This window comes from Streptomyces sp. HmicA12 (assembly GCF_000373565.1).
Lineage (GTDB): Bacteria > Actinomycetota > Actinomycetes > Streptomycetales > Streptomycetaceae > Streptomyces.
In genome coordinates this window covers 132,874-154,511 of record NZ_KB891820.1, presented here as the reverse complement: position 1 = coordinate 154,511, position 21,638 = coordinate 132,874, and the positions used below count along the sequence as shown (strand labels likewise).

Annotated in this window: 18 protein-coding genes; 1 reads left to right on the top strand and 17 read right to left on the bottom strand. The window is 70.0% G+C overall.

Annotated elements, in window-relative coordinates; genetic code table 11:
* Positions 1–116: 116 nt before the first annotated feature.
* The 4 genes from B072_RS0126975 to B072_RS0126960 form a co-directional block, all read right to left on the bottom strand.
* The gene (locus B072_RS0126975; RefSeq protein ID WP_018533068.1) at positions 117–587 is read right to left on the bottom strand and encodes a GNAT family N-acetyltransferase; all 471 of its coding nucleotides are present in this window, start codon (positions 585–587) and stop codon (positions 117–119) included.
* Positions 584–1,525 (bottom strand): RluA family pseudouridine synthase, encoded by a 942-nt coding sequence (locus B072_RS0126970; RefSeq protein WP_018533067.1) that lies wholly within the window; start codon positions 1,523–1,525, stop codon positions 584–586. Before B072_RS0126970 ends, B072_RS0126975 begins: the two co-directional genes overlap by 4 nt.
* A gap of 61 nt (positions 1,526–1,586) precedes the next feature.
* Positions 1,587–2,189: a signal peptidase II gene (gene lspA, locus B072_RS0126965; RefSeq protein ID WP_018533066.1), complete on the bottom strand. Its 603-nt coding sequence runs from the start codon at positions 2,187–2,189 to the stop codon at positions 1,587–1,589.
* 99 nt (positions 2,190–2,288) lie between these two features.
* Positions 2,289–3,362, bottom strand: coding sequence for a TraR/DksA family transcriptional regulator (locus B072_RS0126960; RefSeq protein ID WP_018533065.1), 1,074 nt, complete (start codon positions 3,360–3,362; stop codon positions 2,289–2,291).
* 636 nt (positions 3,363–3,998) lie between these two features.
* Here B072_RS0126960 and ileS point away from each other — a divergent pair.
* Positions 3,999–7,139: an isoleucine--tRNA ligase gene (ileS, locus tag B072_RS0126955; RefSeq protein ID WP_018533064.1), complete on the top strand. Its 3,141-nt coding sequence runs from the start codon at positions 3,999–4,001 to the stop codon at positions 7,137–7,139.
* A gap of 207 nt (positions 7,140–7,346) precedes the next feature.
* Here ileS and B072_RS0126950 read toward each other — a convergent pair whose 3' ends face one another.
* The 13 genes from B072_RS0126950 to B072_RS0126890 all read right to left on the bottom strand — a co-directional run bounded on the left by B072_RS0126950 (position 7,347) and on the right by B072_RS0126890 (position 21,592).
* Positions 7,347–8,501 carry a DivIVA domain-containing protein gene (locus B072_RS0126950; protein WP_018533063.1) on the bottom strand — a complete coding sequence of 385 codons (1,155 nt, stop codon included), beginning with the start codon at positions 8,499–8,501 and terminating at the stop codon, positions 7,347–7,349.
* Positions 8,502–8,556: 55 nt separating this feature from the next.
* Positions 8,557–8,841, bottom strand: coding sequence for a YggT family protein (locus B072_RS0126945; RefSeq protein ID WP_026246351.1), 285 nt, complete (start codon positions 8,839–8,841; stop codon positions 8,557–8,559).
* Positions 8,842–8,918: 77 nt separating this feature from the next.
* The gene (locus B072_RS0126940; RefSeq protein ID WP_018533061.1) at positions 8,919–9,563 is read right to left on the bottom strand and encodes a cell division protein SepF; all 645 of its coding nucleotides are present in this window, start codon (positions 9,561–9,563) and stop codon (positions 8,919–8,921) included.
* Positions 9,564–9,689: 126 nt separating this feature from the next.
* On the bottom strand, positions 9,690–10,427 hold the full coding sequence (locus B072_RS0126935) for a YggS family pyridoxal phosphate-dependent enzyme (RefSeq protein WP_018533060.1): 738 nt from the start codon (positions 10,425–10,427) through the stop codon (positions 9,690–9,692).
* Positions 10,428–10,433: 6 nt separating this feature from the next.
* Entirely contained in the window at positions 10,434–11,165 is a 732-nt protein-coding gene (pgeF, locus tag B072_RS0126930; protein WP_026246350.1) for a peptidoglycan editing factor PgeF, read from the bottom strand.
* Between the two features lie 25 nt (positions 11,166–11,190).
* Positions 11,191–12,414 carry a cell division protein FtsZ gene (ftsZ, locus tag B072_RS0126925; protein WP_018533058.1) on the bottom strand — a complete coding sequence of 408 codons (1,224 nt, stop codon included), beginning with the start codon at positions 12,412–12,414 and terminating at the stop codon, positions 11,191–11,193.
* 287 nt (positions 12,415–12,701) lie between these two features.
* On the bottom strand, positions 12,702–13,424 hold the full coding sequence (locus B072_RS0126920; RefSeq protein ID WP_086020413.1) for a cell division protein FtsQ/DivIB: 723 nt from the start codon (positions 13,422–13,424) through the stop codon (positions 12,702–12,704).
* Between the two features lie 112 nt (positions 13,425–13,536).
* Positions 13,537–14,628 (bottom strand): undecaprenyldiphospho-muramoylpentapeptide beta-N-acetylglucosaminyltransferase, encoded by a 1,092-nt coding sequence (gene murG, locus B072_RS0126915; RefSeq protein ID WP_018533056.1) that lies wholly within the window; start codon positions 14,626–14,628, stop codon positions 13,537–13,539.
* A 6-nt stretch (positions 14,629–14,634) separates the two neighbouring features.
* Positions 14,635–15,951 (bottom strand): putative lipid II flippase FtsW, encoded by a 1,317-nt coding sequence (gene ftsW / locus B072_RS0126910; RefSeq protein ID WP_026246348.1) that lies wholly within the window; start codon positions 15,949–15,951, stop codon positions 14,635–14,637.
* An 86-nt stretch (positions 15,952–16,037) separates the two neighbouring features.
* A complete protein-coding gene (gene murD, locus B072_RS0126905) occupies positions 16,038–17,477 on the bottom strand; it encodes a UDP-N-acetylmuramoyl-L-alanine--D-glutamate ligase (protein ID WP_043244786.1) in 1,440 nt (479 codons plus the stop codon).
* A complete protein-coding gene (gene mraY, locus B072_RS0126900; protein ID WP_026246347.1) occupies positions 17,459–18,532 on the bottom strand; it encodes a phospho-N-acetylmuramoyl-pentapeptide-transferase in 1,074 nt (357 codons plus the stop codon). Before mraY ends, murD begins: the two co-directional genes overlap by 19 nt.
* On the bottom strand, positions 18,529–19,923 hold the full coding sequence (locus B072_RS0126895) for a UDP-N-acetylmuramoyl-tripeptide--D-alanyl-D-alanine ligase (RefSeq protein WP_018533052.1): 1,395 nt from the start codon (positions 19,921–19,923) through the stop codon (positions 18,529–18,531). The genes mraY and B072_RS0126895 overlap by 4 nt, the downstream gene beginning before the upstream one ends.
* A 4-nt stretch (positions 19,924–19,927) precedes the next feature.
* Positions 19,928–21,592 carry a UDP-N-acetylmuramoyl-L-alanyl-D-glutamate--2,6-diaminopimelate ligase gene (locus B072_RS0126890; protein WP_078506593.1) on the bottom strand — a complete coding sequence of 555 codons (1,665 nt, stop codon included), beginning with the start codon at positions 21,590–21,592 and terminating at the stop codon, positions 19,928–19,930.
* Positions 21,593–21,638 lie beyond the last annotated feature (46 nt).

The window sequence follows — 21,638 nt, the reverse complement described above, 5'->3', positions numbered from 1 at the left end:
TCACGTACGTATCGCCCCCAGGGTGCCACGCGTTCCCGGGCAAATCGGTCTCTGCGGTCGGCCGCCCCTCCGACGTCCACGGCTTTTGTGACATCCGGCGCCGCTGCCGGCGGAGCTCAGTCGAGGCTCTTGCGCATCGCCCGGTGCGGAATCCCGGCATCCGGGAACTCGGGTCCGTAGACCACGTACCCTAGCCGCTCGTAGAACCCCAGCGCATGCGTCTGCGCGTGCAGATCGACGGCGGTGAGTCCGCGCTCGCGAGCCGCCTCCTCGATGGCCAGGACGAGCGCGGCGCCGACCCCGAGGCCCCGCGCGGCCTTGGCCACGGCGAGCCGGCCCAGGGCGCCGACGCCGGCGTCCCCGCCGTTCTTCACGGCGGCGGCGTCACCGGTCAGCAGCCGGCCGGTCCCGAGCGGCAGCCCGTCGTCCCGGACGGCCAGGACGTGCACGGCGCCCGGGTCGTACGCGTCGTACTCAAGCTCCTCCGGCACGCCCTGTTCCGCGACGAAGACGTCGCGCCGCACGGCGAAACAGGCCTCGCGGTCCGCGTCGGACTCGGCGACGCGGAGCACGAACGCGGCGCTCACGAGCTCTCCGCCCGCACCCGGTCGAGCGCCGTCTGCAGGTCCTCGGGGTACTCGCTCTCGAACTGCACCCACTGGCCGTCCGACGGGTGCTCGAACCCGAGCCGCACCGCGTGCAGCCACTGCCGGGTGAGCCCGAGCCGCTTGGCGATCGTCGGGTCGGCTCCGTAGGTCAGGTCGCCGACGCAGGGGTGCCGGTGCGCGGACATGTGCACCCGGATCTGGTGCGTGCGCCCGGTCTCCAGCTTGATGTCCAGCAAGGAGGCGGCGCGGAACGCCTCGATGAGGTCGTAGTGCGTGACGGACGGCTTGCCCTCGGCCGTGACCGCCCACTTGTAGTCATGGTTCGGATGCCGCCCGATGGGGGCGTCGATCGTCCCGCTCATCGGGTCGGGGTGCCCCTGGACCAGCGCGTGGTAGCGCTTGTCCGGGACGCGCTCCTTGAACTGGCGCTTCAGCGACGTGTACGCCCGCTCGGACTTGGCGACGACCATCAGACCCGACGTACCGACGTCGAGCCGGTGCACGATGCCCTGCCGCTCCGCGGCGCCCGACGTCGAGATCCGGTACCCGGCGGCGGCGAGGCCGCCGATCACGGTCGTCCCGGTCCACCCGGGGCTCGGGTGGGCGGCGACCCCGACGGGCTTCACGATGACGACGATGTCGTCGTCGTCGTGGACGATCTCCATGCCCTCGACGGGCTCGGCGACGATCTGGACGGGAGCGGCCGCCTGCGGCATCTCCACTTCCAGCCAGGCCCCGCCGTGCACCCGCTCGGACTTGCCCACGACCGAGCCGTCGACCGTGACCTTCCCGGCGGCGGCGAGCTCGGCGGCCTTGGTGCGGGAGAAGCCGAACATGCGGGAGATGGCGGCGTCGACGCGCTCGCCCTCCAGGCCGTCGGGCACGGGCAGGGTTCGGATCTCGGGAATCGTGCTCACCCGTCGAGTATGCAGGAGCGCACCGACACTCCCGAACCGCAGCCCCTCGCCCCGGGGGCGCTCAGTCCTTGTGGACGGTGCCGTCGGGGTCGATCCCGCGGAACGACAGCAGCACGATCAGGATGCCGCCGCACACGATCGCCGAGTCGGCCAGATTGAAGACCGGGTAGTGCTTCGGCGCGATGAAGTCGACGACCGCGCCCTCGAAGACCCCCGGCGCCCGGAAGATCCGGTCGGTCAGGTTGCCGAGGGCCCCGCCGAGCAGCAGCCCGAGCGCGATCGCCCAGGGCGTGCTGTAGAGCTTCTTCGCGAGCCGCACGATGACCACGATCACGGCCGCCGCGATCACGGTGAAGACGATCGTGAAGGCCTCGCCCATGCCCCAGGCGGCACCCGGGTTCCGGATCACCTCGAGCTGCAGCCAGTCGCCGAGGACCTGGATGGAGTCCCGGTGCTCCAGCTTCGCGACCACGATGAGCTTGCTGACGAGGTCGAGGGCGTACGCGAGCGCGGCCACCGCGAGCAGCACGACGAGCCGCCGCCTGCCCTTGGGCCGCTCGGCGACGGCCTCCTGCTCAGTGGCGGCCTCGTCGGCCTTCTCCGGCTCGACTGCGCCCGAATCAGGGGAATCCGGCGTACCGATGACGCGCTCCGCTTCTGCCACGTGAGTCCCTCAACCTAGGTACCTGACTGGGGACGAGAGTACGGCACGCGCGCGGGGCGGTACGAGGACGGTGCGGCCTGTACGGGCGGCGCACGGCCTTCAGTAACGGCGCTCCTGCTTCTGCTTGCACTCCACGCACAGGGTCGCCCGCGGGAAGGCCTGCATCCGTGCCTTGCCGATCGGGTTGCCGCAGTTCTCGCAGAGCCCGTAGGTGCCCGCGTCCAGCCGCTCCAGGGCGCGCTCGGTCTGGAGCAGCATCTCGCGCGCGTTGGCGGCCAGCGCCATCTCGTGCTCACGCGTGATGTTCTTCGTCCCGGTGTCCGCGTCGTCGTCGCCGGCCCCGTCCCCGGAGTCCCGCATCAGTCCGGCGAGCCCTTCCTCCGCCGTGGCGATCTCGCTGCCGAGCCGCAGCACCTCGCTCTGCAGCTCGGCGCGCGCCTCCTCGACCTCGTCCGGAGTCCAGGGGTCCTCGCCGGGGCGTACGGCCAGCTCGCCGGGTTCGGCGGCGGACACCCGCGCCTTGGGAACCGCGCCGGGCTTCTTCGCCGCCGTGGCCGTGCCCTGAGTCTTCTTCGCAACCACTGTCGTGGCTCCCGTCGTCTTCGCGGCCTCCGCCGCGTCCGCCTTCTTGGCCGCGCTCTTGCGCCCAGCGGCCTTCGTACCGGCACCGCGCTTCCCGGCGTCGTCCCCGTCACCGGTCTTCTTGCTCGTACGTTTCCCCGCCGCCGGCGCCTCGGCACCCTCGACGGCGCTCTCCCCCGCCGCTGCGTCCTCGCCCTCGGCGGACGCGGGCCGGCCGGCCGCGCGCTTTGCGGGCGCCCGCTCGGCGGTCGCGCCCTTCGGAGCCGCTGCCGTGCCTGCCGCGCCCACGGTCTCGGTGTCGTCGGCGCCCTTCTCGGCCGCGGCCTTCTTGGCCACGGCCTTCTTGGTCACAGCCTTCTTGGTCACAGCCTTCTTGGTCACAGCCTTCTTCGCCGGGCTCTTCTTCGCCGCCGGTGCGGCCTTCGAGGGCGCCGCGGCGCCCTCGGCCGTGACCGACTGAGTGCTCTTCTTGCCCCCCACGTCCTTCCCGGCACCGCCGGAGGCAGTGGCGCGGGCCGCCCCGCCGGAGGCACCCGCGCCCGTGGGTCTGTCGGACGTCGACTGCTGAACGGCGGTCTTTTTCGCCACCATGGCCGCGGCCCCTTCACAAATTGTGATCTTGCTCGCGAATCGTGCTGGGACGATAAATCGACTCACGGCCCGCGGCAACGGGACACCCGCCCCGATCCACCCCCTCGGCCCCGGCCCGGCCACCGCCGAGCGACGAACATGCAAGCGTTGTGCCCAGCTCCCCGCCCGGTTATCCGTCCCCCGCACGCCCTCCGGGGGCCCACCGCGCGACCAGGAGGGATCGGACACCGTACGTATCGCCATTCGGGTCACCGGACGCAGTCCCCGCCGCCCCTCACGGACCCCGGAAAAACCGGTCGGCCGCCCCCTCCCGGGCGCCGTACACTGGGCGGAGCGAGAAGCATGGATGGGGACGAGTAGCGGCGTACGCAGCCAGGAGCGACCCGGGGTCGGTGGAAGCCCGGGGGCGAGCGCGACGCGAAGATCACCCCGGAGCCGCCGGAAGAAAGCCGCAGCACACGCAGAGCGGCGAGTAGACCCGGCATCGCGACCCCAATGAGGGGGCTCACCGGAGCGCACCACGCGCCGGAGGGCCAAGGAGGGTGGTACCGCGGGAGCGCGCCGCACACGGCGTACAGCACGACAAAGGCTCTCGTCCCTCCGACGGAAGAAGGCACATCCGCCGGAGGAAGACTGATGACGCAGTACCGCCAGGTGCCCGCCCAGGTCGACCTGCCCGCCCTCGAGCACGCCGTGCTCGACTTCTGGAGCGAGCAGAAGATCTTCGCCAAGAGCCTGGAGCAGTCCGAAGGGCGCCCCGAGTGGGTGTTCTACGAGGGCCCGCCCACGGCCAACGGCATGCCGGGTGCCCACCACATCGAGGCCCGCGTCTTCAAGGACGTCTTCCCCCGCTTCCGCACCATGCGGGGCTACCACGTGGCCCGTAAGGCGGGCTGGGACTGCCACGGCCTCCCGGTGGAGCTGGCGGTCGAGAAGGAGCTCGGCTTCAACGGCAAGAAGGACATCGAGGCGTACGGCATCGCCGAGTTCAACGCCAAGTGCCGCGAGTCCGTGACCCGCCACACCGACGCCTTCACCGACCTGACGACCCGCATGGGCTACTGGGTCGACCTCGACGACGCGTACCGGACCATGGACCCCGAGTACGTCGAGTCCGTCTGGTGGTCCCTCAAGGAGATCTTCGACAAGGGTCTGCTGGTCCAGGACCACCGCGTCGCCCCCTGGTGCCCGCGCTGCGGCACCGGCCTCTCGGACCACGAGCTGGCGCAGGGCTACGAGACGGTCGTCGACCCCTCGGTCTATGTCCGTTTCCCCCTCACCTCCGGTCCGCTGGCGGGCCAGGCCGCGCTCCTGATCTGGACGACGACCCCCTGGACCCTGGTGTCCAACACGGCGGTCGCCGCGCACCCCGAGGTCCGCTACGTCGTCGTGTCGGACGGTACGGAGAAGCTGGTCGTCGCCGAGCCGCTCGTCGAGAAGGCGCTCGGCGAGGGCTGGGAGACGACCGGCGAGTCGTTCACCGGCGCCGAGATGGAGCGTTGGACGTATCAACGTCCGTTCGAGCTGGTGGAGTTCCCGGCCGGCGAGGCGCACTTCGTCGTGAACGCCGACTACGTGACGACCGAGGACGGCACCGGCCTCGTCCACCAGGCCCCGGCCTTCGGTGAGGACGACCTCAAGGTCTGCCGCTCGTACGGCATGCCGGTGGTGAACCCGGTGCTGCCCGACGGCACCTTCTCACCGGAGCTGGACCTCGTGGGCGGCGTCTTCTTCAAGAAGGCGGACGAAGCGCTCACCGAGGACCTCAAGACCCGCGGCCTGCTCTTCAAGCACCTCCCGTACGAGCACAGCTACCCGCACTGCTGGCGCTGCCACACGGCGCTCCTCTACTACGCGCAGCCGTCCTGGTACATCCGCACCACGGCCGTCAAGGACCGTCTCCTCCAGGAGAACGAGAAGACCAACTGGTTCCCGGAGACCGTGAAGCACGGCCGCTTCGGCGACTGGCTGAACAACAACATCGACTGGGCGCTCTCCCGCAACCGCTACTGGGGCACCCCGCTCCCGATCTGGCGCTGCGAGGAGAACCACCTCACGTGCGTCGGCTCCCGCGAGGAGCTGTCACGGCTGACGGGCACGGACCAGTCCCGGCTCGACCCGCACCGCCCGTTCATCGACGACGTCACCTTCACCTGCACCCACGAGGGCTGCACGGAAACGGCGACGCGCGTGCCCGAGGTCATCGACGCCTGGTACGACTCGGGTTCGATGCCGTTCGCGCAGTGGGGCTACCCGTACAAGAACAAGGAACTGTTCGAGTCCCGCTACCCGGCGCAGTTCATCTCCGAGGCCATCGACCAGACGCGCGGGTGGTTCTACACCCTCATGGCGATCGGCACCCTGGTCTTCGACAAGTCGTCCTACGAGAACGTGGTCTGCCTGGGCCACATCCTCGCCGAGGACGGCCGCAAGATGTCCAAGCACCTGGGCAACACCCTGGACCCGATCCCGCTGATGGACCGGCACGGGGCGGACGCGGTGCGCTGGTTCATGGCGGCCGGCGGCTCCCCGTGGGCGGCCCGCCGCGTCGGCCACGGCACCATCCAGGAGGTCGTCCGCAAGACGCTCCTCACGTACTGGAACACGGTCGCCTTCCAGGCCCTGTACGCCCGTACGTCGAACTGGGCGCCCAGCGCGGCGGACCCGGCCCCGGCCGACCGCACCGTCCTGGACCGCTGGCTGCTGTCCGAGCTGCACCAGCTCACGGACGAGGTCACCAAGTCCCTGGAGGCGTACGACACCCAGCGCGCCGGCAAGCTGCTGTCCGCGTTCGTCGACGACCTCTCGAACTGGTACGTGCGCCGCTCGCGCCGCCGCTTCTGGCAGGGCGACAAGGCCGCGCTGCGCACCCTGCACGACGTGGTGGTGACGATCACTCAGCTGATGGCGCCGCTCACGCCGTTCATCGCGGAGCGGGTCTGGCAGGACCTGGTCGTCCCGGTCACCCCGGACGCTCCGGAGTCGGTCCACCTGTCCGCGTGGCCCGAGGCCGACCTGTCGGCGATCGACCCGACCCTCTCCACGCAGATGGCGCTGGTCCGCCGCCTGGTCGAGCTGGGCCGTGCCACGCGCGCGGAGTCCGGCGTCAAGACCCGTCAGCCGCTGTCGCGCGCGCTGGTCGCGGCGTCCGGCTTCGAGACCCTCTCCCCCGAGCTGCACGCGCAGATCACGGAGGAGCTGAACGTCTCGTCGCTCGCCTCGCTCTCCGAGGTGGGCGGCTCCCTGGTCGACACGACGGCGAAGGCGAACTTCCGGGCGCTCGGCAAGCGCTTCGGCAAGCGCGTCCAGGACGTCGCGAAGGCGGTCGCCGGCGCGGACGCCGCGGCGCTCTCCCTGGCCCTGCGCGAGGGGAACGCCTCGGTGGAGGTCGACGGCGAGACGGTCACGCTCGCCCCCGACGAGGTCATCATCACCGAGACCCCGCGCGAGGGCTGGTCGGTGGCCTCCGACTCCGGCGCCACGGTCGCCCTGGACCTGGAGATCACGGAGGAGCTGCGCCAGGCGGGCCTGGCCCGCGACGCGATCCGCCTGATCCAGGAGGCCCGCAAGAACAGCGGCCTGGACGTCGCGGACCGGATCGCCCTGCGCTGGACGTCCACGGACCCGGCGGCGATCTCGGCCCTGTCCGAGCACGCGGGCCTGATCGCCGACGAGGTCCTCGCCACGGACTTCGCCCAGGGCGAGCCGGACACCACGTACGGCGAACCGTTCACGGACGAGGGCCTGAGCCTGGTGTTCCGCCTCCGCAAGGCGTAGGCACAGCCCACGAAGGGGTCGGCCCCCGCCGGAGGATTCCGGCGGGGGCCGACCCCTTCGGCATTGCGTCCGCGCACACACGCCCGCCACCCCGAAAACCCGTACGCAAAAGACCTCGGCCCGGATCGCAGAAACGATCCGGGCCGAGGCCTGAATGAATGCCGACGCCTAGCCAGTACTACCGGGCGCTACACGCAGACGCGCCGCTCAGTTGTCGTCCTCGTCGATGAGGAAGCCGCGCATCGGCGACGGGGCCTGGCCCATCGGCTGCGGGCCCTGGGGCCGCACCGGAGCCATCGGCTGCGTCATCGCGGGCGACATCTGCTGCTGGCCGCCGTACGACGGGCCGCTGGGGCCCTGGTTGCCACCCATGGTCTGGTTGCCGCCGTAGGACGGGGCACCAGCGCCGGCCGGGGCCATCGAAGGCGCCGGGGACGGCGGCAGCGAGGCGGTGGCCGGAGTGCGCGGCGGGGCCAGCGAGTCGTCGGCCTGGGTCTCCAGCTGGCGCAGCTGCGACTCCAGGTACGACTTCAGACGCGTGCGGTACTCGCGCTCGAAGCCGCGCAGGTCCTCGACCTTGCGCTCCAGCGTGGCGCGGGCGGACTCCAGGGAGCCCATCGCGACGCGGTGCTTCTCCTGCGCGTCCCGCTCCAGGGCGTCGGCCTTGGCACGGGCGTCACGCTCGAGACCCTCGGCGCGGCTGCGAGCCTCGCCGACGATCTTGTTGGCCTCGGAGCGGGCCTCGGCGATCGCCTGGTCGGCGGTCTGCTGGGCCAGCGAGAGCACACGGGCGGCGCTGTCGCCACCGGGGCCCTGACCGGGCTGGGGCATCTGCGGACCGCCGTGGCCGCCCATGGGGCCACCCATCGGGCCGCCGAGCTGCGGCTGCTGGCCCATCGAGCCCTGGCCCATCGGACCCTGGCCCATGGGGCCGGGACCCTGCGGGCCGCCCTGGGGACCGTGTCCACCGGGACCGGCCGGAAGCTGCGGGGCACCGCTCGGCAGCTGCGGCGGACCACCCATGGGGCCGCCCATCTGCTGCTGCGGCGGGCCCGATATCCCGGCGGGCACCGGGGCGCCCGGGCCTCGCATGCCCTGCGGGGGACCCTGCTGGTCCTGGGGGCCACCGGGGCCGTCCGGGCCACCGGGGCCCTTGCGCATGCCGCCCTGCTGCTGGTTCTGGGCAGCGGCGCGGGTGGCAGCGGCGAGCTTGGCTCGCAGGTCCTCGTTCTCACGCAGGAGACGGGTCAGTTCGGCTTCGACCTCATCGAGGAAGGCATCGACCTCGTCCTCGTCATAGCCTTCTCGGAGGCGGACGGTCGTGAACTGCTTGTTCCGCACGTCCTCGGGGGTCAGCGGCATCTCTTCACCTCAACGTTGTCGTCGGCATTCGGCAAGACCGTAGTTGACATCGCGCTCACAGCCGGCTCACGACGGAGATCAGGATGTAGACGATGATCATCAGTACGAAGAAGGACAGGTCGAGCGCCACGCCCCCGAGACGCAGCGGCGGAATGAACCGCCGCAGAAGCTTGAGCGGTGGATCAGTGACAGTGTAGGTGGCCTCCAGAACGACCACCATCGCCTTGCCGGGTTGCCACGAGCGGGCGAACTGGAAGACATAGTCCATGACCAGCCGGAAGATCAGCACGATGAGGAAACACATCAGCGCGATGTAGACCACATCAAAAACCACGCCCATGATCGGTGGTTCCCTCTCCCCTGTGTCTCGTGCCTTCGTGACTAGTACATAGCTAGCCGTTGAACTAGTGCTGCGTCTCAGCTCTGGTTGAAGAACCCGCCCTCTGCGATGCGGGCCTTGTCCTCCGCCGTGACATCGACGTTAGCAGGCGACAACAGGAACACCTTCTGAGTCACCCGCTCGATGCTGCCGTGAAGACCGAAGACGAGACCGGCGGCAAAGTCGACAAGTCGCTTCGCGTCGGTGTCGTCCATCTCCGTCAGATTCATGATCACCGGAGTGCCCTCGCGGAAGTGTTCCCCGATGGTACGGGCCTCGTTGTAGGTCCGGGGGTGCAACGTGGTGATGCGGTAGGGCTCCCGCTCGGACACGACCTTGGGCATGATCACCGGTGCGTTCTTCTCCAGGCTCTGACGTTCAGGTGTGATGGATGCCACGGGGGCGATTCGCGCCGGACGTCCGGATTCAGCGGGGAGCGAAGCGGGTGAGCGCACCGGCTCACGCTGTGCGGGCGGCTGCACCACTCGCACCGATTCGTCCTCTTCGGCCACCGAACGCGCATTGTGTGACTGATGTGACGGTTCATGCCGTCGGCGGTCACGCTCGGGCTCCGGGTCGAGCTCGGGTTCGAAGTCGTCGTCGGGGTCGAATCCCCGACCGTCGTACCCATCGTCCTCCACGAGGCCGAGGTAGACCGCCATCTTGCGCATCGCGCCGGCCATGCTCTGAGTCCTCCGCTCTGTGGTGGATCGGCTGACGTCAACCAAAGTGCCCGCGATCCACGTGGTCTCCCCGCCCATCAGCGAGAATGACCATATTTTCTGCTGTGGTCCGACTTCTTGGCGACGTTACCCGAGCCTGGGTCGGACTCCGAGTACCGCCGTACCGACGCGCACATGTGTCGCTCCGGCCGCCACAGCCTGCTCGAGGTCCGAACTCATCCCTGCCGAGACCATGTTCGCAGCCGGATGAGCCGCGCGCAGGGCAGTCGACAAATCCATGAGGCGCTCGAACGCCGCCTGTTGCCGCCCCGCGTAGGTCCCGGTGAGCGGCGCGACGGTCATCAGTCCGTCGAGCCGCAGCCCCGGGGCCTCGGCCACGCGTGCGGCCAACTCCTCCACCGCGCCCACTCCTACGCCACCGCGCTCGCCGCGCCCGTCCTCCTCGGCGTCGAGCGCGACCTGGATCAGGCACCCCAGCTCGCGCTCCGCGCGCACGGCGTCCTTGGACAGTGCCGTGACGAGCTTCGCCCGGTCCACGGACTGCACGACGTCGGCGTAACCGACCACGGAGCGCACCTTGTTGGTCTGCAACTGACCGACGAAGTGCCAGGTGAGGGGGAGGTCAGCGCAGTCCGCCGCCTTGGGGGCGGCGTCCTGGTCCCGGTTCTCGGCGACGTGCCGCACGCCGAGCTCGGACAGGATCCGCGTATCGCTCGCGGGGTAGGTCTTGGTGACCACGATGAGGGTCACGTCGTCCCGCTTGCGCCCGGCCGCCGCACAGGCGGCGGAGATACGTTCCTCCACCTGGGCCAGGTTCGCGGCGAGTTCGTCTCTGCGTCCTCGAAGGTCCTGAAGGTCCGTCATGTCGTTTCAGTCCAGCCAGACATAGCTCGCGAGGCGCCCCGTGGTGCGCTCGCGGCGGTACGAGAAGTGGTCGTGCGACTCGAGCGTGCACACCGGCGACTGCTGCCGGTCGCGCACCCCGAGCCTTTCCAGTTGCGCCTGCACACCGGCGGTCACATCGACGGCCGGAGTGCCCCAACTGGTCTCGGCGTACGCCGCGGGCTCGACCGCGGCGACGTCGGCGCGCATGTCGGCCGGCACTTCGTAGCAGCGCCCGCAGACCGCGGGTCCGGTACGGGCGACGATCCGCTCCGGCCGCGCGCCGAGCTTCACCATCGCCTCCACCGCGGCGGGCACGACCCCGGCGACCATGCCGGGCCGGCCCGCGTGTGCGGCGGCAACGACCTCGGCGACCGGGTCGGCGAGCAGTACGGGGGTGCAGTCCGCGGTGAGCACGGCGAGAGCGAGGCCCCGCCGTGCGGTGACGAGGGCGTCGACGCACGGAAGGTCGGTGTCCGTGGCCCACGGCCCGTCCACCACCGCGACGTCGGGCCCGTGCACCTGGTTCATCCAGACGACCTGGGTCGGGTCGAGGCCGAGCGCCTCGGCGGCCAGCTCCCGGTTGCGGAGCACGGCCTCGCGGTCGTCGCCCACCGCCCCGCCGAGATTGAGCTCCTCGTACGGAGCGGCGCTCACCCCGCCCCACCGGTCGGTGAAGGCGAAGTGCGCGCCGCTCACGTTGTTGCGCTGTCCTATCACTTCAGTGATCCGAACTTCTCCGTGATCACTTCAGGAAGTCCGGGACGTCCAGCTCCTCGGCCTGGCTGTCCGGGTAGGACGGCCGGGGAACCTGCGGCGGTGCGGTCGGCGCCGACGGCGCCTCGTTCACCGGCGCGGCCGGGGCCGGCTCCGGCTTGAGCTCCTCGCGCGGCGTGACGCTGCCGAGGCTGCCGAAGGTCGGGCGCGAGGGCTCGGGGGTCGGCGCGGGGCGCGATGCCGGTGCCGGTTCCTCGCGCTTGACCGACGACGAGCCGATCACGTTCTCCCGCTTGGCCGGCGGCTGTCCGCCGTCGAAGCCGGCGGCGATGACCGTGACCCGTACCTCGTCGCCCAGGGCGTCGTCGATGACGGCGCCGAAGATGATGTTCGCCTCGGGATGGGCGGCCTCACTGACCAGTTGCGCGGCCTCGTTGATCTCGAAGAGACCGAGGTCCGAGCCACCGGAGATGGAGAGCAGCACACCGCGCGCTCCGTCGATGGACGCTTCGAGCAGCGGCGAGGAGATCGCCATCTCGGCCGCGGCCACCGCGCGGTCGTCGCCGCGGGCCGAGCCGATACCCATGAGGGCCGAACCCGCCTCGGACATCACGGACTTGACGTCGGCGAAGTCGAGGTTGATGAGACCCGGGGTGGTGATGAGGTCGGTGATGCCCTGCACACCGCTCAGGAGCACCTGGTCGGCCGACTTGAAGGCGTCGAGCACGGAGACCTGGCGGTCCGAGATGGACAGGAGCCGGTCGTTCGGGATGACGATGAGGGTGTCGACCTCTTCGCGGAGCTCGGCGATGCCGTCCTCCGCCTGGTTGGCCCGGCGCCGTCCCTCGAAGGTGAACGGACGTGTGACCACGCCGATCGTGAGGGCGCCGAGCGAGCGCGCGATGTTGGCCACGACGGGTGCGCCGCCGGTGCCGGTGCCGCCACCTTCACCGGCGGTGACGAAGACCATGTCGGCCCCCTTGAGGACCTCCTCGATCTCCTCGCGGTGGTCCTCGGCCGCCTTGCGTCCGACGGCCGGATTGGCTCCGGCGCCGAGTCCGCGGGTGAGTTCACGGCCGACGTCGAGCTTGACGTCCGCGTCGCTCATCAACAGGGCTTGCGCGTCGGTGTTGATGGCGATGAACTCGACGCCCTTGAGACCGACCTCGATCATCCGGTTGATGGCATTGACACCACCGCCGCCGACACCGATGACTTTGATGACTGCGAGGTAGTTCTGCGGTGCTGCCACGTCGAAGGCCTCTCGCCTCGAGTTACGTGTCGTCGCCGCGCCTTCTGCGCCGCTACGACTGATGCCGAATTGGGACGGTCCGGACTACTAGTCGACTGCCGACCCGAACCCTAACGCTGAAGTTTAGGGTTACCAGTGTGTCTGTTTCCTGGACTCTTCCGAACCTGACACTAAGTCGACAAGTGGCGCCCGTTCAACGAACACGCCGAACCTCCCGTTTTTCTTTTCACCCTATGTGATCAGCCGTAGCGCTGCCCAACCAGGGTGCTGGCCTGCACTGATGCGCGTCAACTCCCCGCTGACGCAGGGGCGGTGGGAACACTCACGTCGAAGTGCCGTGCCTTTGGAGCGGCTTTCAGGAGAGCGGAGAGAGCACGAACCTTCTGGGCTCCCTGCTCGCCACTTCCCCAGTCGACGGTGCGTCCACCGGTGAGCTCCAGCGAGATGTCGTCGTACGAACGGACCTTGACGGTACGGGTGTCCCGCGCGACCGCCTTCGGGAGCCGGCCCGCCACCCGCACCGCTTCCCGGGTCAGCCGCTCGGGGCCGAATCGGCGCAGGCTGGCCGCCGCGCCGTTCCGATCGGGCGTCAATTCCAGTCGGGGAACGTCCTTCGGGGCCTTGTCGACGGTCGCGAAACGCACACCCTCGCGGTCGACTTCGACGAACTTGCCCGAATTTCGCTCGTCCTCGGCAATCAGAACCGGCTTGCGTTCCGTCACTTTCAACCCGATTCCGTGCGGCCAGGAACGCACCACGTCAACCGAGTCAATTCGGGGCAATTCCCGGCGGAGTCGGTCCTCAATGGCGCCTGTATCGACGGAAATCAGCGGAGCGCCGACCGGTACGGCGGCCGCGTCACGCACTTGAGCGGGCGTCAGAACGTCGGTCCCGGACGGCGTGACGCGCTCCACGCGCAGCCACTGCGATCCGTAGAACAACCAGATGCCGCCCGCCCCGATCAGGACGAGCAGCACTCCGGTCACGATGAGCGTGCGGATGCTCGGCATCCGGAAGCGGGGCGGGGGCGGGCCGGCCTCGGACTCCTCGGTGTCATCTCGGTCCGTCACAGCCGATCCGGCCACGCTCGCTCCTCTTTTTCGCGGCTCACTCGCCGCTACGTCACTGGTGACGCGAGTTGATCGCCTCGTACACCATGCCGACGAGCAGGTCGTCGGCGTCCCGGCGGCCGAACTCCGAGGCTGCGCGGGACATCTCGTACAGCCGGTGCGGGTCGGCGAGCACGGGCAGGACGTTGCCCTGGACCCACTCGGGGGTCAGCTCCGCGTCGTCGACCAGCAGGCCACCGCCGGCCTTGACCACCGGCTGGGCGTTGAGCCGCTGTTCGCCGTTGCCGATGGGCAGCGGGACGTACGCGGCCGGGAGCCCGACGGCGGAGAGTTCGGCGACGGTCATCGCGCCCGCGCGGCAGAGCATCATGTCGGCCGCGGCGTACGCGAGGTCCATCCGGTCCACGTACGGTACCGGGATGTAGGGGGGCATTCCCGGCATCTGCTGGACCTGCGGCAGTTCGTTCTTCGGGCCGACCACGTGCAGGATCTGGATGCCGGACTGCTGGAGCAGCGGCGCGACGCGAGTGACGACCTCGTTCAGGTGCCGGGCACCCTGCGAGCCCCCGGAGACGAGGAGCGTCGGCAGGTTCGGGTCGAGGCCGAACGCGGCGCGGGCCTCGGGTCGCATCTGCGCCCGGTCGAGCATCGCGATGGTGCGGCGCAGCGGGATGCCGATGTAGCGGGCGCCCCGCAGCTTGCTGTCCGGCGTGGAGACGGCGACCGCGGCCGCGTACCGCGAACCGATCTTGTTCGCGAGGCCCGGCCTGGCGTTGGCCTCGTGCACGATGATCGGCACCCCGAGCCGCTTGGCGGCCAGGTAGCCGGGCAGCGCCACGTACCCGCCGAAGCCCACGACGGCGTCGGCCTTCGTGCGCTCGAGGATCTGCTCGGCCGCCTTGATCGTGCCGCGCAGCCGCCCCGGGACGGTGATCAGTTCAGGGGTGGGCTTGCGCGGCAGGGGTACGGCGGGGATCAGCGCCAGATCGTAGCCACGCTCGGGTACGAGCCGCGTCTCGAGCCCCTTCTCCGTACCGAGGGCCGTGATGCCCACGGTCGGGTCCTGCCTGCGCAGGGCGTCCGCGAGGGCGAGCGCCGGCTCGATGTGGCCGGCGGTCCCCCCACCGGCGAGTACGACATGCACCGAAATTCACCGCTCTCCGGACGTACGCGCCGAGGCGCGCCGTCGCATCGTGTTCCATCTCATCCCGCGCTCCCCCAAGGTTCGCCGCATGGCGAGGGCCGCCCGCGCCGCCGGTTCGTCCCGCGCGAACGCGATCAGAAGTCCTACGGCGAACATGGTCGGCAGCAGTGCGGACCCCCCGTACGAGAACAGCGGGAGCGGGACGCCGGCGATCGGCAACAGGCCGAGCACCGCACCGATGTTGACCACGGCCTGCGCCGTGATCCAGGTCGTCACGCCACCCGCGGCGTATCGAACGAAGGGGTCCTCCGTGCGTCCGGCCACGCGGATACCCGCATAGCCTAGAGCCGCGAACAGGGCGAGCACCGACAGCGTCCCCGCCAGGCCCAGTTCCTCACCGGTGATGGCGAAGATGAAGTCGGTGTGCGCTTCGGGAAGTTGACCCCATTTTTCCACACTGGCCCCGAGGCCGGAACCGAAGAATCCGCCGGAGGCCAGGGCGTAGATCCCGTGCAGCCCCTGCCAGCACATGTCACCGGGCCCGGCGTCGGAGCTGCCGAGGCAGGCGAGGCGGGCCATGCGGTTCGGGCTGGTCTTGATGAGCATGACACCGATCGCGGCGGCGACGGACAGCACCCCGACGAAGAGCCGCGTGGGCGCCCCGGCGAGCCACAAAAGGCCGAAAAGGATGGCTGTCAGCAGGATCGCCGTGCCCATGTCGCCGCCGAGCATGATGAGCCCGAGCAGCAGGAAGGCGACCGGAACCAGCGGCACCAGCATGTGTTTCCACTGGGTCAGCAGGCGCTTGTCGTGTTTACGCGCCAGCAGATCGGCGCCCCACAGGATCAACGCCAGCTTCCCGAACTCACTGGGCTGCAGCATGAAGGGGCCGCCGAGCGAGATCCAGTTCTGGTTGCCGTTGATCGACACCCCTATCCCCGGCACCTGCACCAGGACCATCAGGAAGACGCTGCCGGCGAGGATCGGGTACGCGAGCGCGCGGTGCAGCTTGATCGGCATCCGCATCGCGACCAGGAGCAGGATCGTGCCGAGGACGGCCGCGACGAACTGCTTGCGGAAGAAGTACGAGCTCGAGAGGCCCATCTGGAGAGCCGTGATCATCGATGCCGAGTACACCATCACCAGGCCGAGGGCCGTGATGAGCAGTGCGGACCCGAGGATCAGGTAGTACGCGGTGAGCGGCCGGTCCCAGGCGCGGCGGGCCTGCGCGTACAGGCGGCGCACGGGATTGACGCGTGCCCGGTAGACCTTGCTGGTCTTCCTCGGCGGTGCGGCCGGGCGTTTGGTGGTGCTACCGGCCATCACGGACCCCCGCCCCGCAATCGGTATGCGCTGCCACGTTCCCCTCCCGAAGGGTGCCCGGCGTCACCGGGCACCCGCGGGTCCCCTCAGACGCTGGTGGCGCCGAGTTCGCGGACCGCTTCCGCGAACGCATCGCCACGCTTGTTGTAGTTGGTGAACATGTCCATCGACGCGCAGGCCGGGGCCATCAGTACGGTGTCCCCCGGGCGAGCGAGCCGCGCCGCCTCCTGGACCGCCGCCGACATCGCCCCAGTGTCGGTCCGCTCGAGGTCGACGACGGGTACTTCCGGGGCGTGTCGCTCCAGGGCTTCCCGGATCAGGCCACGGTCGGCGCCGATCAGGACGACCCCGCGCAGCCGCTTCGCCGCGCCCGAGACCAGCTCGTCGAAGGTAGCTCCCTTGGCGAGCCCGCCCGCGATCCACACGATCGACTCGTACGACGCCAACGATGCCTGTGCGGCATGGGTGTTGGTGGCCTTGGAGTCGTCGATGTACGCGACCTCGTGCACGTCGGCGACGTGCGCGATGCGGTGCGCGTCCGGCCTGAAGTTGCGCAGCCCCTCGCGTACGGCCTGCGGCTCGACGCCGAAGGCACGGGCGAGGGCGGCGGCGGCGAGGGCGTTGGCGATGTTGTGCGGCGCGGGCGGGTTGACGTCCGCGATCTCGGCCAGCTCCTGCGCGCTCTTCTGCCGGTTCTCGACGAAGGCGCGGTCCACGAGAATGCCGTCCACGACGCCGAGTTCGGAGGGTCCCGGCGTGCCGAGCGTGAAGCCGATGGCGCGGCAGCCCTCCTCGACGTCGGCCTCACGGACCAGGTTCTCGGTGGCCTTGTCGGCGACGTTGTAGACGCAGGCGACCTGATTGCCTTCGTAGATACGGCCCTTGTCGGCGGCGTACGCCTCCATGGAGCCGTGCCAGTCGAGGTGGTCGGGCGCCAGGTTGAGGACGGCACCGGAGTGGGCGCGCAGCGAGGGCGCCCAGTGCAGCTGGTACGAGGACAGCTCGACGGCGAACACGTCGTACGCGTCGTCGCCCTGGAGGACGACGTCGATGATCGGCGTACCGATGTTGCCGACGGCCGCGGTGCGCAGGCCCGCCGCCTCCAGGATCGACGCGAGCATCTGCGTGGTCGTGGTCTTGCCGTTGGTGCCGGTGATGGCGAGCCAGGGCGCCGCGTTCGGACCGCGCAGCAGCCAGGCGATCTCGACGTCGCCGACGACGTCGACGCCACGCGCGCGTGCCGCCTCGAACAGCGGGCTCTCCGGCTTCCAGCCCGGCGACGTGACGACGAGTTCCGTGCCGTCCGGCAGCGTGGCCGCGTCTCCGAGACGTACGGAAATGCCCGCCTCTTCAAGAAGGGCGGCCTTTTCGCGGTGGGTCTCGCTGTCGCCGCCGTCCACGACGGTGACCGACGCGCCGAGGCCGGCCAGGGCGCGGGCGGCGCTGAGGCCGCTCACGCCGAGACCGGCGACGGTGATGTTCTTGTCCTGCCAGGCGGGGGGCGTCGTCACTTCTTGGCTGCCCATCCTGCGTAGAAGAGGCCGAGTCCGACGATCACGCACATGCCCTGGATGATCCAGAACCGGACCACGACAAGGACTTCGGACCACCCCTTGAGTTCGAAGTGGTGCTGCAGTGGCGCCATGCGGAAGACGCGCTTGCCGGTCATCTTGAAGGAACCGACCTGGATGACCACCGACATGGTGATCATCACGAACAGACCGCCGAGCAGCGCGAGCAGCAACTCCGTGCGCGAGCAGATCGCGAGACCGGCGAGCGCGCCGCCGAGGGCCAGCGAGCCGGTGTCACCCATGAAGATCTTGGCCGGCGAGGTGTTCCACCACAGGAAGCCGAAGCAGGAGCCCATCAGGGCCGATGCGACCACCGCCAGGTCGAGTGGGTCTCTGACCTCGAAACAGGCGCCCGGGTTGGTGAGGGTCTGCGCGTTGGCGCAGGACTCCTGGAACTGCCAGACACCGATGAAGGTGTACGCGCCGAAGACCATCACGGAGGCGCCGGTGGCGAGGCCGTCGAGGCCGTCGGTGAGGTTCACGCCGTTCGACATCGCGAGAATCATGAACAGCGCCCAGACCACGAAGAGCACGGGGCCGATCGTCCAGCCGAAGTCCTCCACGAAGGAGAGCTTGGTGGAGGCCGGGGTGTTGCCCCGTACGTCCGCGAAGTTGATGGCGAGCAGCGCGAAGGCGACGCCGACGGTCAGCTGACCCGCCATCTTCGCCTTGGCGCGCAGACCGAGCGAGCGCCGCTTGACGATCTTGATGTAGTCGTCGAGGAAGCCGACCAGGCCCATGCCCGCCATCAGGCCGAGGACGAGCAGGCCCGACAGGGTCGGGGCCGCGCCGGTGATCAGCTTGCTGAGGAAGTACGCGATGAGGGTCGCCAGGATGAAGGCGATACCGCCCATCGTCGGCGTACCGCGCTTGGCATGGTGCTCGCGCGGGCCGTCGTCACGGATGTACTGCCCGTAGCCCTTGCGCGCAAGGAGCTTGATGAGCAGGGGCGTTCCGATCAGGGTCAGGAACAGACCGATGACGCCCGCGAAGAGGATCTGCTTCATCATCGGGCATCAGCCCCGCCCTCGATCAGCGCCTGTGCGACGCTCTCCAGGCCCACCGCCCTCGAGGCCTTCACGAGCACGACGTCTCCCGGGCGCAGCTCGCTGCGCAACAGGTCGACCGCCGCCTGTGCGTCGGACACGTGCACCGACTCCTCACCCCACGAACCCTCGTTATAGGCGCCCAGTTGCAACCAGGACGCTTCCCTGCCCCCGACTGCCACGAGCTTGCTGACGTTGAGCCGGACGGCGAGCCGTCCGACCGCGTCGTGCTCGGCCAGCGCATCGTCGCCGAGCTCGGCCATCTGGCCGAGCACCGCCCACGTACGACGCCCCTTGCCCATGGCCACGAGCGCCCGCAGGGCGGCTCGCATGGACTCGGGGTTCGCGTTGTAGGCGTCATTGACGATCGTGACGCCGTCCGGGCGCTCGGTGACCTCCATCCGCCAGCGGGACAGGGTGCCCGCCTCGGAGAGCGCGAGGGCGATCTCCTCCACGGACATGCCAAGGTCATGGGCGACGGCGGCCGCGGCGAGCGCGTTCGACACGTGGTGCTCACCGTACAGGCGCAAGGTCACTTCACTGCACCCGGAGGGTGTGTGAAGGCTGAAGGAGGGCTGCCCGTTCTCCGTGAGCCGGACATTCTCGGCACGTACGTCGGCGTCGGCGGCCTCTCCGAAGAAGAGCACCTTCGCCTTCGTGCGCGAGGCCATCGCCTTCACCAGCGGGTCGTCCGCGTTCAGGATCGCGGTGCCGTCGGCGGGCAGCGACTCGACCAGCTCGCCCTTCGCTTCCGCGATCTGCTCGCGGCCGCCGAACTCGCCGATGTGCGCGGTTCCTACGTTGAGGACGACGCCGACCTTCGGAGGCGTCAGGCCCGTCAGGTACCGGATGTGGCCGATGCCGCGGGCGCCCATCTCCAGGACGAGGAACTTCGTCTCGTCGGTGGCGGAGAGGGCCGTGAGCGGCAGGCCGATCTCGTTGTTGAACGACTCCGGCGTGAAGACCGTGGGCGCCGCGCGGCGCAGCACCTGTGCGGTCAGGTCCTTGGTGCTGGTCTTGCCGGCCGAGCCGGTCAGCGCGACGAGCGTGGCGCCGAGCCGCGCGACGACGTGCCGGGCGAGCGCGCCGAGCGCCGTCTGGACGTCGTCGACGACGATGGCGGGCACGCCGACGGGGCGGGACGCCAGCACGGCGGCCGCACCCTTTTCCACGACATCGCGCGCGTAGTCGTGGCCGTCCACGCGCTCGCCCACAAAGGCGGCGAACAGGCTGCCGGTCTCGACCTTGCGCGAGTCGATGACGACCGGCCCGGTGACGTGGACCTGCGGATCCGGTATGTCGTACGTCTGCCCGCCGACGACTGAGGCGATCTCGGCGAGGGAGAGGGCGATCACAACTTCATCCCTGGGTTTGCTCGATGGCTTCGCGAAGCACCAGGCGGTCGTCGAAGGGACGCACCACCCCGGCGATGTCCTGTCCCTGCTCGTGGCCCTTGCCCGCGACCAGCACGGTGTCGCCAGGTTCGGCGCGCGCGACGGCGGCGGCGATGGCGGCGGCCCGGTCCTCGAAGACGGCGACGTCGCCGCGCTCGTGCGCCGGCACGTCGGCCGCGCCCGCCAGCATCGTGGCGAGGATCGCGAGGGGGTCCTCGCCACGGGGGTTGTCGGAGGTGAGGATGGCCGTGTCGGCGAACCGGGCCGCGGCGGCACCCATCGGCATCCGCTTGGTCCTGTCCCGGTCGCCGCCGCAGCCGAGCACGATGTGCAGCTTGTTCTCGGTGACCTTGCGCAGCGCCTTGAGGACGGACTCGACGGCGTCGGTCTTGTGCGCGTAGTCGACGACGGCGAGGTAGTCCTGTCCGGCGTCCACGCGCTCCAGGCGGCCCGGCACGCCCGGCACGGCGGCGACGCCGTCGGCCGCGGTCTGCGGGTCGATCCCGGCGACGGCGAGGGTGACGATCGCGGCGAGGGTGTTCGCGACGTTGAAGGGGCCGGGCAGCGGCGCCTCGGCGGTGATCCGCTCGCCCTTGGGGCCGACGACGGTCAACGTCGAGCCGAGCGGCCCGACTTCGACGTCCTCGGCGCGCCAGTCGGCGTCCGGGTGGCCCTCGGCGGAGAAGGTGACGACGGGGTACCCCGAGGACGCCGACTCGTCGATCAGCCGACGTCCGTACTCGTCGTCGAAGTTCACGACGCCCTGTTTGCTGCGTGCGCGCGTGAACAGCTGCGCCTTCGCCCGGAAGTAGTCCTCCATGTCGGAGTGGAACTCCATGTGCTCCGGGCTGAGGTTGTTGAAGACGGCGACGTCGAAGACGCAGCCGTCGACCCGGCCGAGCACGAGGGCGTGGCTGGAGACCTCCATGGCGACGGCGTCCACGCCGCGCTCGCGCATGACCGCGAACAGGGCCTGGAGGTCGGTGGCTTCGGGGGTGGTCCGCTCGGACTTGATGCGCTCGTCGCCGATACGCATCTCGACCGTGCCGATCAGGCCGGTGGAACGTACCGACTTGAGACCGCCTTCCACGAGGTACGCGGTCGTCGTCTTGCCGGACGTACCCGTGATGCCGATCTGCAGCAGGTCCTTGCCGGGACGGCCGTAGATGGTGGCGGCCAGTTCGCCCATGCGTGCGCGCGGGTTCTCGACGACCAGGGGCACGAGCCCCGCCTCGGCGACGCGGTCGGCGCCCGCCGGGTCGGTGAGGGCGGCGACGGCCCCGAGGGTCGCGGCCTGCGCGGCGAAGTCTGCGCCGTGGGCGCGGGCTCCGGGCAGCGCCGCGTACAGGTCGCCGGGACGCACCGCACGGGAGTCGTGGGTGATGCCGGTGACCTCTACGGCCTTCTGGGGCGCGGGAACACCCAGCTGAACGGCGAGTTCCGCGAGGGGTGTGGCGGAGACCTCGGCCGGTCGCGGCGGCCCGGGATAGGTCACGGGTGCGCCCTTCTGGGTGGTTTGGGACTGATCAGCGTGTGGCACGGCGGTGAGCGTACCGGGCGCAGCCCCCGGCGGGCGAAGCGAGGGGCGTGGCGCGGGCTGGTTCCCTGGATCGGGGGTGATGGTTGTCACGAGCTCTTCAAGGTGTCTTCACTGTGTGTGGTGATCATGGTCACGG

Excerpts from the sequence above, each read along its gene's own strand:
- B072_RS0126960 (WP_018533065.1), bottom strand. The coding sequence starts at position 3,362 with ATGGTGGCGAAAAAGACCGCCGTTCAGCAGTCGACGTCCGACAGACCC.
- ileS (WP_018533064.1), top strand. The coding sequence starts at position 3,999 with ATGACGCAGTACCGCCAGGTGCCCGCCCAGGTCGACCTGCCCGCCCTC.
- B072_RS0126950 (WP_018533063.1), bottom strand. The coding sequence starts at position 8,501 with ATGCCGCTGACCCCCGAGGACGTGCGGAACAAGCAGTTCACGACCGTC.
- B072_RS0126945 (WP_026246351.1), bottom strand. The coding sequence starts at position 8,841 with ATGGGCGTGGTTTTTGATGTGGTCTACATCGCGCTGATGTGTTTCCTC.
- B072_RS0126940 (WP_018533061.1), bottom strand. The coding sequence starts at position 9,563 with ATGGCCGGCGCGATGCGCAAGATGGCGGTCTACCTCGGCCTCGTGGAG.
- B072_RS0126935 (WP_018533060.1), bottom strand. The coding sequence starts at position 10,427 with ATGACGGACCTTCAGGACCTTCGAGGACGCAGAGACGAACTCGCCGCG.
- B072_RS0126920 (WP_086020413.1), bottom strand. The coding sequence starts at position 13,424 with ATGCCGAGCATCCGCACGCTCATCGTGACCGGAGTGCTGCTCGTCCTG.
- ftsW (WP_026246348.1), bottom strand. The coding sequence starts at position 15,951 with ATGGCCGGTAGCACCACCAAACGCCCGGCCGCACCGCCGAGGAAGACC.
- murD (WP_043244786.1), bottom strand. The coding sequence starts at position 17,477 with ATGGGCAGCCAAGAAGTGACGACGCCCCCCGCCTGGCAGGACAAGAAC.
- mraY (WP_026246347.1), bottom strand. The coding sequence starts at position 18,532 with ATGATGAAGCAGATCCTCTTCGCGGGCGTCATCGGTCTGTTCCTGACC.